Source organism: Bradyrhizobium sp. USDA 4503, assembly GCF_054055815.1.
Map to the genome: position 1 here is coordinate 2,094,617 of NZ_JBSRXS010000001.1, position 13,703 is coordinate 2,108,319.

Sequence of the window (13,703 nt, forward strand, 5' to 3'; positions counted from 1 at the left end):
ATGAAACGGGTTGTTCTATTTTTCGCCGGCGTGGCCGCCGGCATTGCACTGGTCGTTGTGGCGGCCGGATGGATCGGCTGGCCGGTCAGGTTCCCGGCCGCGACGCAGGAGACTGCGACGACAGACACTAAGACCGAGGCCCGGCACGAGGCCCCCGGGCATATCGAGCTGAGCGAAGACCAGGTTCGCGAGGCCGGCATCACGTTCGCGCAAGCCAGCGGCGGCATGCTGAAGCGGCATTTCCTCGCGCCGGGATCGCTGATCCCCGATGCGGATCATATCGGCCGGGTCTCGGTGCGCGTGCTTGCGACGGTCACAGAACTGCGCAAGCGTCTCGGCGACGTCGTCGAGAAGGGCGAGATCGTCGCCGCGATCGAAAGCCGCGAGGTGGCCGACGCCAAGAGCGAATACCTCGCCGCACGGCTCACCAACGATTTGCAGCAGACCCTCTACGCGCGGCAGAAGACGCTGGTCGAGACCCGCATCGTGTCGGAAAACGAGTTCCTGCGCACGCGACTGACCGCGAACGATGCCCAGATCAAGCTCGACGGCGCCCGGCAGAAGCTGTTCGCGCTTGGTCTCTCGGAGGCCGAGATCGCCGACCTGCCGAACCAGCCGCCGGAGAGCCTGCGGACGCAATTCTTGCGCGCGCCGATCAGCGGCCGGGTATCCGAGCGGCGTGTCGACCTCGGCGGATTGATCGGGCGCGAGGGCCAGGAGAGCGAGCTCTATGTCATCGTCAATCTCGACGACATCTGGGTCGACCTCGCGGTCTCCCCCGAAGACATCGGCGCGGTCCGCGAAGGTGTTTCGGTGAAAATCCGCGCCATCGGCACCGAAGATGAAGCCAATGCCGGTGTGATCTTCGTCAGCCCCCTGCTCGACCGCGAGACCCGCAACGCGCGCGTGATCGCGACCATGCCCAACAAGGACCACCGCTGGAAGCCGGGTACCTTTGTCACCGCCGAGGTCCCGCTGTCAGGCGCGCCGTCGACCGTGATCGTCTCGAAGAAGGCGCTTCAAACCATCAAGGGAACGCCGACCGTGTTCGTGCGCGATGCCGACGGCTTCGAGGCGAGATCGGTGCGGACCGGCCGCGAGGACGACGACGATATCGAGATCGTTGCCGGCCTCACAGCCGGCGAGACCGTCGCGGTGCAGAACACCTTCACGCTGAAGGCGGAGTTCGAGAAGGACGAGGCGGAGCACGACCATGATTGAGCGCATCATTGGTCTTGCGATCCGGCGGCGCTGGGTGGTCGTCACATTGACGGCGATCCTGATGGTCCTCGGCGGCCTTGCATTGACGAAGCTGCCGATCGACGCGGTGCCCGACATCACCAATAAGCAGGTCCAGATCAACACCGTGGCCCCGGCGCTGTCGCCGGCCGAAATCGAGAAGCAGATCACCTTCCCGATCGAGACGGCCCTGGCCGGCGCGCCCGGCCTCGAGAGCACGCGCTCGCTCTCCCGTAACGGCTTCTCGCAGATCACGGCAGTGTTCAGCGAGGCCACCGACATCTATTTCGCCCGCCAGCAGGTCGGCGAGCGCCTGACCGAAGTCCGCGCGCGCCTGCCGCAAGGCATTGAGCCGCGGATCGGCCCGACCTCGACCGGCCTTGGCGAAATCTACATGTGGACCGTCCATTACTCTGGCCAAAAGGTGCAGACCGACGGCGCGCCGGGCCTGCAAAGCGACGGCCGCTTCCTGACGGCGGACGGTCAGATGCTGCAGAGCGAGGTCGAGAAGGATGCGTATCTGCGCACGGTGCAGGACTGGATCATCAAGCCGCAGATCAAGATGGTGCCTGGTGTCGCCGGCGTCGATACGATCGGCGGATACCTCAAGCAGTATCAGGTCCATCCCGATGCGGCGAAGCTGATTGCGCTCGGTCTCACCTTCGCCGACGTTGCCAAGGCGATCGAGACCAACAATGTCAGCCGCGGTGCGCGCTATATCGAGCGCAACGGCGAAGGCTTCGTCGTGCGCTCCGGCGGCCGGCTCGAGAACATCGACGAGCTCGGCGCCGTCGTCGTCACCACCCGCGGCGGCGTCCCGGTACGGATCCGCGACCTCGCCACGCTTTCGATCGGCGGCGAGACGCGCACCGGCAGCGCCAGCGAGAACGGCCGCGAGGTCGTGGTCGGCACCGCGCTGATGCTGATCGGCGCCAACAGCCGCACCGTGTCGGCCGCGGTCGACGCCAAACTGCGGACAATCATGCCGTCCTTGCCGGCCGGCATCGAGGTCAAGACGGTGCTGGATCGCACCCAGCTGGTCGATGCAACGATCGGCACGGTGGCGCGCAACCTCAGCGAAGGCGCATTGCTCGTGATCGCCGTGCTGTTCGTGCTGCTCGGCAATTTCCGCGCGGCATTGATCACGGCGATGGTGATCCCGGTCGCGATGCTGATGACCGCGATCGGCATGTGGCAAGGCCGGATCAGCGCCAATCTGATGAGCCTTGGCGCGCTGGATTTCGGCCTGATCGTCGACGGCGCCGTGATCATCACCGAAAACAGCCTGCGTCACCTCGCCGAGAAGCAGCATGCGCTCGGCCGCGTGCTGACGCGCGATGAACGGCTGGCGACGGTGCGGGCCTCCGCGGTGGAAATGGTGCAGCCGAGCCTCTACGGCCAGGCCATCATCCTCTTGGTCTATGTGCCACTGCTGACCTTCACCGGCGTCGAAGGCAAGATGTTCGAGCCGATGGCGCTGACCGTGATCCTTGCGCTCGCGGCCGCCTTCGTGCTGTCGCTGACATTGGTTCCGGCGCTGATCGCGATCGGCATCACCGGCCGCGTGCAGGAGCAGGAAAACCGGCTCGTTGCCGCCCTGAAGCGCTGCTACAGCCCGCTGCTCCGGCGCGCGGTTGCAACGCCTATCCCGGTCATCGCGGTGGCGGTCGTGCTGTTCGCGACCGCCCTGTTCGGGTTCTTCCGCCTCGGCCAGGAGTTCATCCCCTCGCTCGACGAGAAGAACATCGCCATGCACGCGCTCAGGATTCCGAGCACGGCGCTGTCACAGTCGCAGGCGATGCAGCTGTCGGTCGAGAAGGCCGTCAGCCGCTTTCCGCAGGTGTCGTTCGTCTTCTCCAAGACCGGCACCGCGGAGGTGGCGAGCGATCCGATGCCGCCGAACGCGTCCGACACCTTCATCATCCTGAAACCGCGCGAGCAGTGGCCGGACCCATCGCTGACCAAGGAACAACTGATCGAGGACATCTCGAAGGCGGTCGGCCGGCTGCCCGGCAACGTCTATGAGTTCACCCAGCCGATCCAGATGCGCTTCAACGAGCTGCTCGCCGGCGTTCGCGGCGACATCGCGGTCAAGGTGTTCGGTGACGAGTTCGGGCCGATGCAGAAAGCTGCCAACCAGATTGCCTCGGCGCTGCGCAGCGTGCGCGGCGCGACCGACGTCAAGGTCGAACAGGCCGGCGGCCTGCCCGTGCTCGAGATCAAGGTCGACAAGGCGGCGATCGCCCGGCGCGGCCTCAGCGTTTCGGCCGTGCAGGACGTGATCGGTGCCGCGGTCGGCGGTCAGGATGCCGGTGTTGTGTACGAAGGCGATCGCAGCTTCGACATCGTGGTGCGATTGCCGGAGAGCGTGCGCTCCGATCTCGAGGCGCTGAGCAATTTGCCGGTCGCATTGCCGAAGGCAACGCCGAGCTCGCCGGTGCAGAGCCTGCCGCTCAACCGCGTCGCCCAGTTCTCCTTCACCGAGGGGCCGAACCAGATCAGCCGCGAGAACGGCAAGCGCCGCATCGTGGTGACAGCCAATGTTCGCGGCCGCGATCTCGGCTCGGTGGTCGAGGAAGCCCAGGCAAGAGTCACGCAATCGGTGCAGCTGCCGCCGGGCTATTGGATGACCTGGGGCGGCCAATCCGAGAACCTCGCCGCGGCGCGCCAGCGCCTGGCCGTCGTGGTGCCGGCGTGTTTTGCGATGATCTTCCTGTTGCTGCTGGCGGCGATGGGCTCGGCCCGCGATGCCCTGCTGGTGTTCAGCGCGGTGCCGCTGGCGCTCACCGGCGGCATCGCAGCACTTTGGCTGCGCGGCATGCCGTTCTCGATCTCAGCGGCGGTCGGCTTCATCGCGCTGTCGGGCGTTGCGGTGCTGAACGGGCTCGTGATGCTGAGCTTCATCCGGCAGTTGCGCGAGCGCGGCGTGCCGATGCGGGAAGCCATCGAGCAAGGCGCCCTCACCCGCTTCCGCCCCGTGGTGATGACCGCCTTGGTGGCCTCGCTCGGCTTCGTGCCGATGGCGTTCGCCACCGGCACCGGTGCTGAGGTGCAGAAGCCGCTCGCCACCGTCGTGATCGGCGGCCTGATCAGCGCGACCCTGCTGACGCTCGCTGTGCTGCCGGCGCTCTATGCCCGGTACGGGCATGCCGGCAGCGCTGCGCGCAATGAGAGAACCGCGATTCAGCCTGCGGAATGACGGTGTGTTGACCGGCGTCCTGCGGGAAAAATCCGGCCGTTACAGCGCCGAGCAAGCGCTGTAACATTTCTGTCATATGGCAAAACTAAACGAAGGCTGCGGCGGGCTGCCGCGGGGCTTCATCAGGGGGAACAGCAATATGCGTAGTGCCATTACCTTACTGTCCGCGAGCATAATCGCGCTTTCGGCGGGCGCCGCCTCGGCGCAGAACGCCAAGCCCCGCAACCTCATCCTGTTCGTCCCGGACGGCCTACGTGGCGGCATCGTGACGCCGCAGACGGCGCCTGCGATGGCGGAAATCCGCGACAAGGGCGTCAACTTCAAGAATTCACACTCGCTGTTCCCGACCTTCACGATGGCGAACAGCTCGGCGCTGTCGACCGGCCATTATCTCGGCGACACCGGCACCTTCTCCAACACGATCTATACCGGCTACACCTCGGCGCCGGCGGGCGACACCGTGGTCCCCTTCATCGAGAACGACGCGGTGCTCGCCGATGTCGACGATCACTTCAACGGCGACTACCTCAACGAGGAGACGCTGCTAAAGATGGCCCGCGGCCTGGGTTTCAGCACCGCCGCCATCGGCAAGGTCGGCCCGACCCTGCTGTTCGACCACACCGATCGCGGCAAGAACACGATCGTGGTCGACGATTCCACCGGCGGCAAGACCGGCGTGCCACTCTCCGACGAGATGAAGGACGCGCTGACCAAGGCGGGCCTGCCGCTCGCCACGCCGAGCCGCGGCGACAACGCCAAGGCGGGTGACGCCAAGACACCCGGCACCACGGTCGCCAACGTCGCGCAGCAGGCCTACATGGCCGACGTCGCAACCAAGGTCGTGCTGCCGATGTTCAAGGCGCGCAACAAGCCGTTCGTGCTGGTGTTCTGGTCGCGCGACCCTGACGGCAGCCAGCACAACACCGGCGACAGCCTCAACGCCATCACCCCCGGCATCAACGGCCCGACCTCGATGGCCGGCATCAAGAATGCCGACAACAACCTCGCGCAGCTGCGCAAGGCGCTCGACGAGCTCGGGCTTTCCGCCGACACCAACATCATGATCTCCTCCGACCACGGCTTCTCGACGATCTCGAAGGAGAGCAAGACCAGCCCCTCGGCCAAGATTGCCTATAACGACACGCCGAAGGATTTCCTGCCGATGGGCTTTCTGGCGATCGACCTCGCCAGGGCGCTGGACCTGCCGCTGTTCGACCCCAACGACAAGAACGCCAAGGTCGCCGACAACGCACACCCGAAGGCCGGCAACGGCGTGCTCGGCCAGGATCCGGCCAAGCCTGACGTCGTGATCGCGACCAATGGAGGCTCGGATCTGATCTATCTGCCGAACCGCGACAAGAAGCTCGCCGACCGCGTCATCAAGGCGCTGCTCGAGCAGGACTATGTCAGCGGCCTGTTTGTCGACGACAAGCTCGGCACCTTCCCCGGCACGCTCCCGATGTCGAACCTCAATCTGAAGGGCAAGGCGGTGACGCCGAACCCGTCGATCGTGGTCAATTTCCGCTCCTGGTCGAGCGGTTGCGAGATCCCGACCAACTGCTCGGTGCAGATCGCCGACACCGTGCTGCGCCAGGGCCAGGGCATGCATGGCAGCTTCAGCCGCGGCGACACCTTCAACTTCACTGCGGCGATCGGCCCCGACTTCAAGGCGGGCTATGTCGATCCGCTACCGGTCAGCAACGCCGATGTCGGCATGACCGCCGCCCAGCTGCTCGGCCTGCGCGCGCCGAACAATGGCGGGCTGATCGGCCGAGTGATGTCGGAGGCGCTGCCGAACGGCATCGTGCCGAAGACGGTCGAGGGCACCATCATGTCGAAGAAGCCGTCGGCCAACGGCCTGCGCACCGTGTTGAAATTCCAGCGAGTGCTCTCGACCCGCTATTTCGACGTCGCCGGGTTTCCGGGGCGGACGCTCGGACTCGAGGAAACCGGCGGCAAACAGAAAACGGCGGGGAAGTAATCCCCGCCGTTTTCGTCGAATTCCAGTTACGCGGGATGATGGCTTACATCATCCCGATGTCGAACACGTTGGGGAGCTGCGCCGCGAGCGGCAGCGCGGTCGCGCCGACCAGGGTCGCCACCATCGCCGCCAGCGCGCGGCCGGTGCGGCGCTGACCGCGCATCTGGCCCGCGATCCACTCCAGGACCTTGGTGTCCATCTTGGCGCCCTGCCTCGGCGCCCAGCGATCGATCTCGGTGTCGGGCGACAGCGCCACCGTGCGCGGCGGCACCGGCAGGCCGGACTCGGAGGCGGCATGGTGGGCGATCGCCTTGGCGAGCAGATCGTCGAACCGGCCGCCATCGCTGCGCTCGGCGGCGGCCTCGTTGATCGCGAACAGCGCCTCGATCTCGGCCCGGCTGATCGGCTGATGCTCGACCGCGGCCGCCGTCAGGATGCGCGCGCACCACGCAGCGTCATCGGCATCGAGAGACCGGGAGAAATGGATGCGGCCCTTGGTGGTCGGGCCTTCGCCGGTGATCACGCCGTCGCGCACAATGGTGAGCGCATGGGCGGCAGTCTTGCGGCAGGACGGATGCAACGCACCGCTGAGAGGCTCAGCGGTCTTGGTACTTGGGGTAGACATTGTGGGAGCTTTCAATTCCTATCTCAGGCCAGCTTTTCCATGCGGGCGTAAACGAGTGGTTAATGATTCGGAACTTGCGTTCCGAGATTTTTAGATGGTTGCTATTTGGTCGCTTTAAACGTCGTCGCGGTTCAGTCCTATAGCAGCCAGGGCCGGCGTGATGACTGCGATAAGCGGCATTATCTGGGCATTTCCAAGCCTTTGTGCCGCAGCTGATGTTTCGCCGCAGGGATCCGGATCAAAACAAGTTGCTTGGAATTCCGTCCTCAAGGAGAAATGTTTCACCTTTTTTCAGAACCCGTTCACTTAAGCCTTATCCCGTCCTATACTGGAACAGACAGCCTCAAATACAAATTCAGTCACAACTTCAAAGAGATGAGGTAAAATCATGGCACTTCAGATTGGCGCCGTCGCCCCCGACTTCGAAGCCGAGACCACCGAAGGAAAGATCAAGTTCCATGACTGGATCGGCAACAGCTGGGCGCTTTTGTTCTCCCATCCCAAGGACTTCACCCCGGTCTGCACCACCGAGCTCGGTGCGCTCGCCCGCCTGAAGCCCGAGTTCGACAAGCGCGGCGTCAAGCTGATGGGCTTGTCGGTCGACCCGGTGGACCGCCACGCCAAATGGTCCGACGACATCAAGGAAACCCAAGGCGCGGCGCCGAACTATCCGATGATCGGCGACACCGATTTCAACGTGTCAAAGCTCTACGACATGCTGCCGGCCTCGATCTCGGGCGATCCCCTCACCCGCACCGCCGCCGACAACCAGACCGTCCGCAACGTGTTCGTGATCGGACCGGACAAGAAGATCAAGCTGGTGATGGTCTATCCGATGACCACCGGCCGGAATTTCCAGGAGATCCTGCGCTCGATCGACTCGCTGCAGATGACCGCCAAGCACCGCGTCGCCACCCCTGCCGACTGGAAGCAGGGCGAGGACGTGATCATCGCGGGCTCGGTCAGCGACGACGAAGCCAAGACGATCTACCCGCAGGGCTGGAAGGCGCCGAAGCCTTACATCCGCATCGTGCCGCAGCCGAAGTAGCGGCAGGCTCACTGCGTCCGGGTGACCCGCGCACAGCCGATCATCGTCTGGTTTCGTGACGATCTGCGGCTGTCGGATCACCCGGCGTTGCATGAGGCGGCGGCAAGCGGCGCGCCGGTCGTGGGCCTCTATGTGCGCGACGAAGAGAGCCGTGCATTGATGCCGCCGGCCGTACGTCGGCTCGGGGGTGCGACGCGCTGGTGGCTGGCGCAGTCGTTGCGCGCACTTGGCAAGAGCCTCACCATGGCAGGCGGATCGCTGGTGCTGCGCACCGGACCGGCCGCGTCGGTGATCGCCACGTTGGCGCGCGAAATCGGCGCACGCGCCGTATTCTGGAACGACATCGCACATGGGCCGCATCAGGCCGTTGCCAGAGAAGTCGAAGCCGCGCTCGCAAGTGACAGCATCGACTCTCAAATTTTCCGCGGCGATCTGCTCGTCGAACCGAAGGCGATCCGCAACAAGGACAACCGGGCCTTGCGCGTGTTCACGCCGTTCTGGCGGCGCGTCCAAGGCCTCGGCGATCCGCCAAGGCCGTTGCCGGCGCCGAAGAGACTCACATCCATCGGCGGCATCGCGAGCGACGCCCTCGATGACTGGGGTCTCGAACCGACACGGCCGGATTGGGCCGGCGGCCTGCGCGAGACCTGGACACCGGGTGAAGCCGCGGCGCAGGCGCGGCTGAAGCGATTCCTCGATGAGGGGATCAGCGGTTACGCCGACGACCGCGATCGGCCCGACCGCGACGGCACCTCGCGCCTGTCGCCGCATCTGCGCTTCGGCGAGATCAGCCCGCGGCAGGTCTTTCACGCGGCCCGCTTCGCCGCCGCGGAAGACTCGCGCCTTGCCGGCGACATCGACAAGTTCCTCAGCGAGCTCGGCTGGCGCGAATTCTGCCGCCATCTGCTGTTCGACGTCCCCGATATGGCGGATCGGAACTTGCAGGAGCTGTTCGATGCCTTTCGGTGGAGGCGCAACGCTCTCGCCCTGGAGGCGTGGCAACGCGGACTCACCGGCTATCCGATCGTCGATGCCGGCATGCGCGAGCTCTGGCACAGCGGCGTGATGCACAACCGGGTGCGAATGGTGGCGGCCTCGTTCCTGGTCAAGCACCTCTTGATCGACTGGCGCACAGGCGAACAATGGTTCTGGGATACGCTGGTCGATGCCGATGCCGGCTCCAATCCCGCCAACTGGCAATGGGTCGCGGGCTGCGGCGCTGACGCCGCGCCCTATTTCCGCGTCTTCAATCCGGTCCTGCAGGGCGAGAAATTCGATCCCGACGGCGGCTATGTCAGGCGCTGGGTGCCGGAGCTCGCGCAGCTCTCCAACGAGCTGATCCATCAGCCCTGGACAGCGACACCGATCGAGCTGGCGAGCGCCGGCATCGAACTCGGCAAGACGTACCCGCCGCCGATCGTTGATCACAAGCAGGGGCGCGAACGCGCGCTTGCAGCTTACGCGAAGATCCGTCGCAAAGACTAAGCGCGGCGATTGACCAGCAGCACCGCCGCGGCGCAGGCGGCCATGCCGGCAATGGCGACATGATCCAGCCGCTCGTCGAACAGGACGTAGGCCATCAGCGCGGTCACCGCCGGCACCAGATAGAAAAGGCTCGCGACCGAGGTCGCGGCATGGTGACGGATCAGCCAGTACAACAGCCCGATCGAACCGATCGACAGCGCGAACACGAGCCAGGCCAGCGCCAGCACGAACTCGCCGGTCCAATGCACCACATTGGTCTCGAACACGAAGGCGCCGATACCGAAGAAGATCGTCACCGCGATGTACTGCACCAGATTGCCGGCGCGCCAGTCGATCCGGTTGCAATAGCGCCGTTGATAGAGCGTGCCCAAGGTGATGCTGATCAGCGAGACGCCGGAGGCGAGCCAGCCCCACCCCGCCTCGCCCGTCATCGGCCGGTTGTGCAGGATCAAGACGACGCCGGCGAGGCCGAGCACCAGCCCGCCCCATTGCAGCGGCGTGACGCGCTCGCCCAGCCAGCGGTTGGCAATGGTCGAAGTCAGGATCGGCTGCAGGCCCGGGATCAAGGCCGAGAGCCCCGCCGGAACCGAATGCGCGATCGCAATCGCGGTGCCGCCGAGGTAGAAGCCGTGCACCAGGATGCCGGCGACCGCGCTGTGGAGAATGCCAGTCCGGTCCGGCCAGTTCGGCCGCGCGATCGCGGCGATGACCGCCATCACCACCACCACGAACGCCATCCGGATCGCCAGATAGGTCAGCGGCTCCGCATTGTTGATGACGTATTTGGTGCCGATGAATCCGGTGCTCCACAGCACGACAAAGATCGCCGGCGCCAGACGAGCGGCAGTTTCCTCGAAGCTCTTGTTCATTGCAGACCGTCATTGCCTGAAGATGAAGCAACCAGCAATCGCGAATTTTGTGGGGTGCCGCGCCCGTTTGCGCAAGCACACTTTCTTCCCGGCGCAAGCAGGCACGACAGTGGGGATGAGTCGCAATTCAAGATGACCAACACGCGGTGTCATCACCCGCGCATGACGCCGGAAAGAAGGAGAATGAGAGCTCACGGCTCTTTCCTGGCGTCGTCCCTGCGAAAGCAGGGACCCATACTCCGCGGCGGTTGTTGTGAACGGGACTCGTCGTATCAGCATCGCGCAACAATCAGCATTTGTGGTTATGGGTCCCTGCTCCCGTGCGCAATTGCGCACTAGGCAGGGACGACACTGGCTGTGTTGCGCGGTCAGTGGTTTGACAGGTTTTCACTGAGTTGCCCGTCGGGTCGACTTGCCGCGGTGACAGAGGCTCGCGAGCTCGCCGACCTCGCCAGTCCTCTCACGCGAAGCGCCGGCCGCACGCGCTGCCAATCACGACGATTTGTCCTCAGGGATGCCATGCGCGTTTATCGGATGCGACATGCCGCCCTCACCGATACGCTTCGGTGGAATCTCGCAGCCGTCGGTCGCGGCACGTTCCGGATTGCACTGGAATATACCGTCGCCGGATACCGGCGGCCAAAAACACTGCACAAGAAGAGCCGGCCACGAGCCGGACAAGAAGAAAAACAATGGATCAAGTGGCGTTGGTCGTCGTTCGGGCGGTCGAGAGCGGCGCGACGACGACGAAAGATATTATCGGCGTGACCAGATTGTCGCGTCTCAAGGTCGAGCGTGCACTGAGCACGCTGGAGAAGCAGAAGCTGCTCCTCCGCGAACGGCAGGGCTCGTGGGCCCTCGGCTTTCCCGTGGCTCCGACGGTCAGGCAATGTGGATCATGCACCCTCTGCTGCAAGGTGCTTGAGGTGACCGATCTCAGCAAGCCGGTGAATACGGTCTGCAGCCACATCCTGGCGGGCGGCGGATGCGAGATCTACCACGAGCGTCCCCGGCAGTGCCGCTCATTCAGCTGTGCCTGGCTGCAAGGCCACCTCGATGATGATTGGTTTCCCGAGACCACGGGCATGGTGCCGCATTTCGGGCTCGACGCGCTGAATGTGCAGGTCGACCTCGATGATCCCGACCGCTGGCGCGAGGAACCCTATTTCAGCAAGCTGTGCGAACTTTCGTTGAAGGGCCTCAGGGTAAGTGAAGGGCGGCCGTATGCCACCCTCGTCATCGTCGGTCAGGACCGCTACCTGCTGCTCGGGCGGACCATCGTGCCCGATCCAACGCTGTTCGGCACCGCCTTCGTGCCGATTACGCTCGACACCTTCCGCTACTGGAAGGCAACATCGCTTGAGCATCTGCAGCGGTTGAACGATCGGGTCATGGAGATCCAGCGCATCCAGCAGGAGTTCGGCCATTGCGCCATCCCTGACGACGACGATCCCTCCCCGCCTTACCGGCCGGCTCTTCTCCAACGGTCGAAGGAACTGGGCGTGATACGCACGACGTGACGACAGCCGGACACAGCGCAGGTCAGCTCGTCATCTCAGGTGATACTTCCTGCCGTTGGTATTCGGGTCTGTGTTGTCGCTGGTCGAGAACATCAAGGCCGGGCCGAAGTAATTCCAGGTGTCCCGGTAAAATGCGAAGCGGCCGGCACCCTTGTCGATGATCTCTTGCTGGGCGGTGTTCGCTGGCCCGAGAAGCCGGTCGTCTTCGTACAATCGGGCAGTCTCGAGCGTGCCGTCCACGTATTTGACGGGGATGAGATACGCATATCCCTTGTAAAGACGGAAGGCGCCACGCAACAGGTTCCTGTCGATCGGACTCGGAGGAACCAGAAAAAGGAATGCGCTCGACGCCAAGGCAAAGAGCGTCGATCCGATCGCGATGCGCGTGCTGGCAGATGTCCTCAACGATACTTTTCCCTTGGCTCTTGCTTGCGAGGCTTCCCGCCTTCTGTAGCGCGCGCCTGCGGCGCAGACAACCGACCGCCCGCCGCCACGCCTTGTTGCGAGCCGGATCTGGCTCGCGATATTTCCGCATCGAACGACAATCAGATTGTCGCCGCGCGGCCGGCTGATCGGCCCAGGACTGCCATCAACACCGTCGCGACGGCGCAGCACGCGAGCGCAACCTCCCAGCCTCCGGTCGCATCATGGGCAAGTCCGGCGAGCGGCGGACCCGCAGCGGCGAGCGAGTAGCCGAGGCACTGCGCCATGCCGGACAGCGCGGCCGCCTGGTGGCTATGCGAGGTTCGCAGGCTGACGAATGTCAAGCCGAGGATGAAGGCTGCACCCGCCCCGAAGCCGAACAGCGCGACCCACAGCATTGCGAGCGACGGACACTGCCACAATCCCAGCAGCGAGACGCAGGTTGCAAGCGACACGGCAATCGCAATCCCGCGCTGGTCCTTCATGCGCCGGACCATCGGCCCGAGGATCAGGCCGGGAAGCGCGGTCGCCAATTGCAACACACCGTGCAGCGTACCCGCCGTCGCCGCCGGGTAGCTTGCCTGCACGAGGATGGCGGGCAACCATCCGACGATGATGTAGAACACCAGCGAGGTCAGGCCGAGGAAGCCCGTCACCTGCCAGGCGAGCAGCGAGTGCCAGATGCGCCCGCGATGCGGCGACGAGGCCGACTCGACCGTCGGGGCCGCGTGCGTCCCCAGCTGGGGTGCCCAGGCTATCAGCGCCACCAACGGAAAGATCAGCGTGCTCGCAAGCGAGAGATGCCAGTTCGATCCCGGCAATTGCGCAAGCGGGACGGCCACGACAGATGCGAGCGCCTGGGCCAATGCGGACGTGATCGCGTAAGCGCCGGTCAGGCTGGCGATACGGGTCGGAAAGTCCCGCTTGAGCAGGCTCGGCAGCAGCACATTTCCAACGGCGATTCCGGCACCAATGGTGGCGGTGCCTGCGAACAGCGCCCAGACCGGACCGGACGAGCGCAGCGCGATCCCGGCCGCGATGACAAGCAGCGCACCGAACAGCGACCGCTCGATGCCCCATTCGCGCCCGAGCACAGCTGCAACCGGTGAGATCGCGGCGAACGCCAGCAAGGGCAGCGTCGTCAGGATTCCGGCCTCCGCCGCGCTGATCCCGCTGGTCTCACTGATCATGCCGAGCATCGGCGCGACGCCGGTAATGGGCGCGCGGAGCGTCGAGGCGATCAGCAGGATCCCCGTCAACAACAGCCCCTGCCCGCCCAGCGTGCGCATCGGTGCTATCATCGTCATCGCATGC

10 protein-coding genes are annotated in these 13,703 nt (G+C 64.9%); 6 read left to right on the forward strand and 4 right to left on the reverse strand.

Annotated features, from left to right (window positions below):
• The 3 genes from ACVMIH_RS10290 to ACVMIH_RS10300 all read left to right on the forward strand — a co-directional run bounded on the left by ACVMIH_RS10290 (nt 1) and on the right by ACVMIH_RS10300 (nt 6,419).
• Nucleotides 1-1,221: an efflux RND transporter periplasmic adaptor subunit gene (locus ACVMIH_RS10290; protein ID WP_283087622.1), complete on the forward strand. Its 1,221-nt coding sequence runs from the start codon at nt 1-3 to the stop codon at nt 1,219-1,221.
• On the forward strand, nt 1,214-4,438 hold the full coding sequence (locus ACVMIH_RS10295; protein ID WP_229191875.1) for an efflux RND transporter permease subunit: 3,225 nt from the start codon (nt 1,214-1,216) through the stop codon (nt 4,436-4,438). Before ACVMIH_RS10290 ends, ACVMIH_RS10295 begins: the two co-directional genes overlap by 8 nt.
• 139 nt (nt 4,439-4,577) lie before the next feature.
• A complete protein-coding gene (locus tag ACVMIH_RS10300; protein WP_456861580.1) occupies nt 4,578-6,419 on the forward strand; it encodes an alkaline phosphatase family protein in 1,842 nt (613 codons plus the stop codon).
• A 43-nt stretch (nt 6,420-6,462) separates the two neighbouring features.
• On the opposite strand, the gene ACVMIH_RS10305 is transcribed toward ACVMIH_RS10300, so the two are convergent.
• Nucleotides 6,463-7,044, reverse strand: a complete 582-nt coding sequence (locus ACVMIH_RS10305; protein WP_057017042.1) for a hypothetical protein — start codon at nt 7,042-7,044, stop codon at nt 6,463-6,465.
• 388 nt (nt 7,045-7,432) lie between these two features.
• On the opposite strand from ACVMIH_RS10305, the gene ACVMIH_RS10310 reads away from it, so the two are divergent.
• Both ACVMIH_RS10310 and ACVMIH_RS10315 read left to right on the forward strand, forming a co-directional pair.
• On the forward strand, nt 7,433-8,092 hold the full coding sequence (locus ACVMIH_RS10310) for a peroxiredoxin (RefSeq protein WP_057017041.1): 660 nt from the start codon (nt 7,433-7,435) through the stop codon (nt 8,090-8,092).
• A gap of 21 nt (nt 8,093-8,113) precedes the next feature.
• The gene (locus ACVMIH_RS10315; RefSeq protein WP_253639663.1) at nt 8,114-9,577 is read left to right on the forward strand and encodes a cryptochrome/photolyase family protein; all 1,464 of its coding nucleotides are present in this window, start codon (nt 8,114-8,116) and stop codon (nt 9,575-9,577) included.
• Here ACVMIH_RS10315 and ACVMIH_RS10320 read toward each other — a convergent pair.
• Complete coding sequence (locus tag ACVMIH_RS10320; RefSeq protein ID WP_092088959.1) at nt 9,574-10,446, reverse strand: DMT family transporter; 873 nt, start codon at nt 10,444-10,446, stop codon at nt 9,574-9,576. The two genes, ACVMIH_RS10315 and ACVMIH_RS10320, sit on opposite strands and share 4 nt — an antisense overlap.
• 692 nt (nt 10,447-11,138) lie before the next feature.
• Here ACVMIH_RS10320 and ACVMIH_RS10325 point away from each other — a divergent pair.
• Nucleotides 11,139-11,966: a hypothetical protein gene (locus ACVMIH_RS10325; RefSeq protein WP_057015859.1), complete on the forward strand. Its 828-nt coding sequence runs from the start codon at nt 11,139-11,141 to the stop codon at nt 11,964-11,966.
• A gap of 30 nt (nt 11,967-11,996) precedes the next feature.
• Here ACVMIH_RS10325 and ACVMIH_RS10330 read toward each other — a convergent pair whose 3' ends face one another.
• Complete coding sequence (locus ACVMIH_RS10330; RefSeq protein ID WP_245311306.1) at nt 11,997-12,581, reverse strand: hypothetical protein; 585 nt, start codon at nt 12,579-12,581, stop codon at nt 11,997-11,999.
• Nucleotides 12,512-13,696: an MFS transporter gene (locus tag ACVMIH_RS10335; RefSeq protein ID WP_456861584.1), complete on the reverse strand. Its 1,185-nt coding sequence runs from the start codon at nt 13,694-13,696 to the stop codon at nt 12,512-12,514. The genes ACVMIH_RS10330 and ACVMIH_RS10335 overlap by 70 nt, the downstream gene beginning before the upstream one ends.
• Nucleotides 13,697-13,703 lie beyond the last annotated feature (7 nt).

Bases quoted from the DNA above. Each gene is read 5' to 3' on its own strand.
- ACVMIH_RS10325 (WP_057015859.1), top strand. From the start codon at position 11,139: ATGGATCAAGTGGCGTTGGTCGTCGTTCGGGCGGTCGAGAGCGGCGCG.
- ACVMIH_RS10305 (WP_057017042.1), bottom strand. From the start codon at position 7,044: ATGTCTACCCCAAGTACCAAGACCGCTGAGCCTCTCAGCGGTGCGTTG.
- ACVMIH_RS10320 (WP_092088959.1), bottom strand. From the start codon at position 10,446: ATGAACAAGAGCTTCGAGGAAACTGCCGCTCGTCTGGCGCCGGCGATC.
- ACVMIH_RS10300 (WP_456861580.1), top strand. From the start codon at position 4,578: ATGCGTAGTGCCATTACCTTACTGTCCGCGAGCATAATCGCGCTTTCG.
- ACVMIH_RS10310 (WP_057017041.1), top strand. From the start codon at position 7,433: ATGGCACTTCAGATTGGCGCCGTCGCCCCCGACTTCGAAGCCGAGACC.
- ACVMIH_RS10295 (WP_229191875.1), top strand. From the start codon at position 1,214: ATGATTGAGCGCATCATTGGTCTTGCGATCCGGCGGCGCTGGGTGGTC.
- ACVMIH_RS10290 (WP_283087622.1), top strand. From the start codon at position 1: ATGAAACGGGTTGTTCTATTTTTCGCCGGCGTGGCCGCCGGCATTGCA.
- ACVMIH_RS10335 (WP_456861584.1), bottom strand. From the start codon at position 13,696: ATGACGATGATAGCACCGATGCGCACGCTGGGCGGGCAGGGGCTGTTG.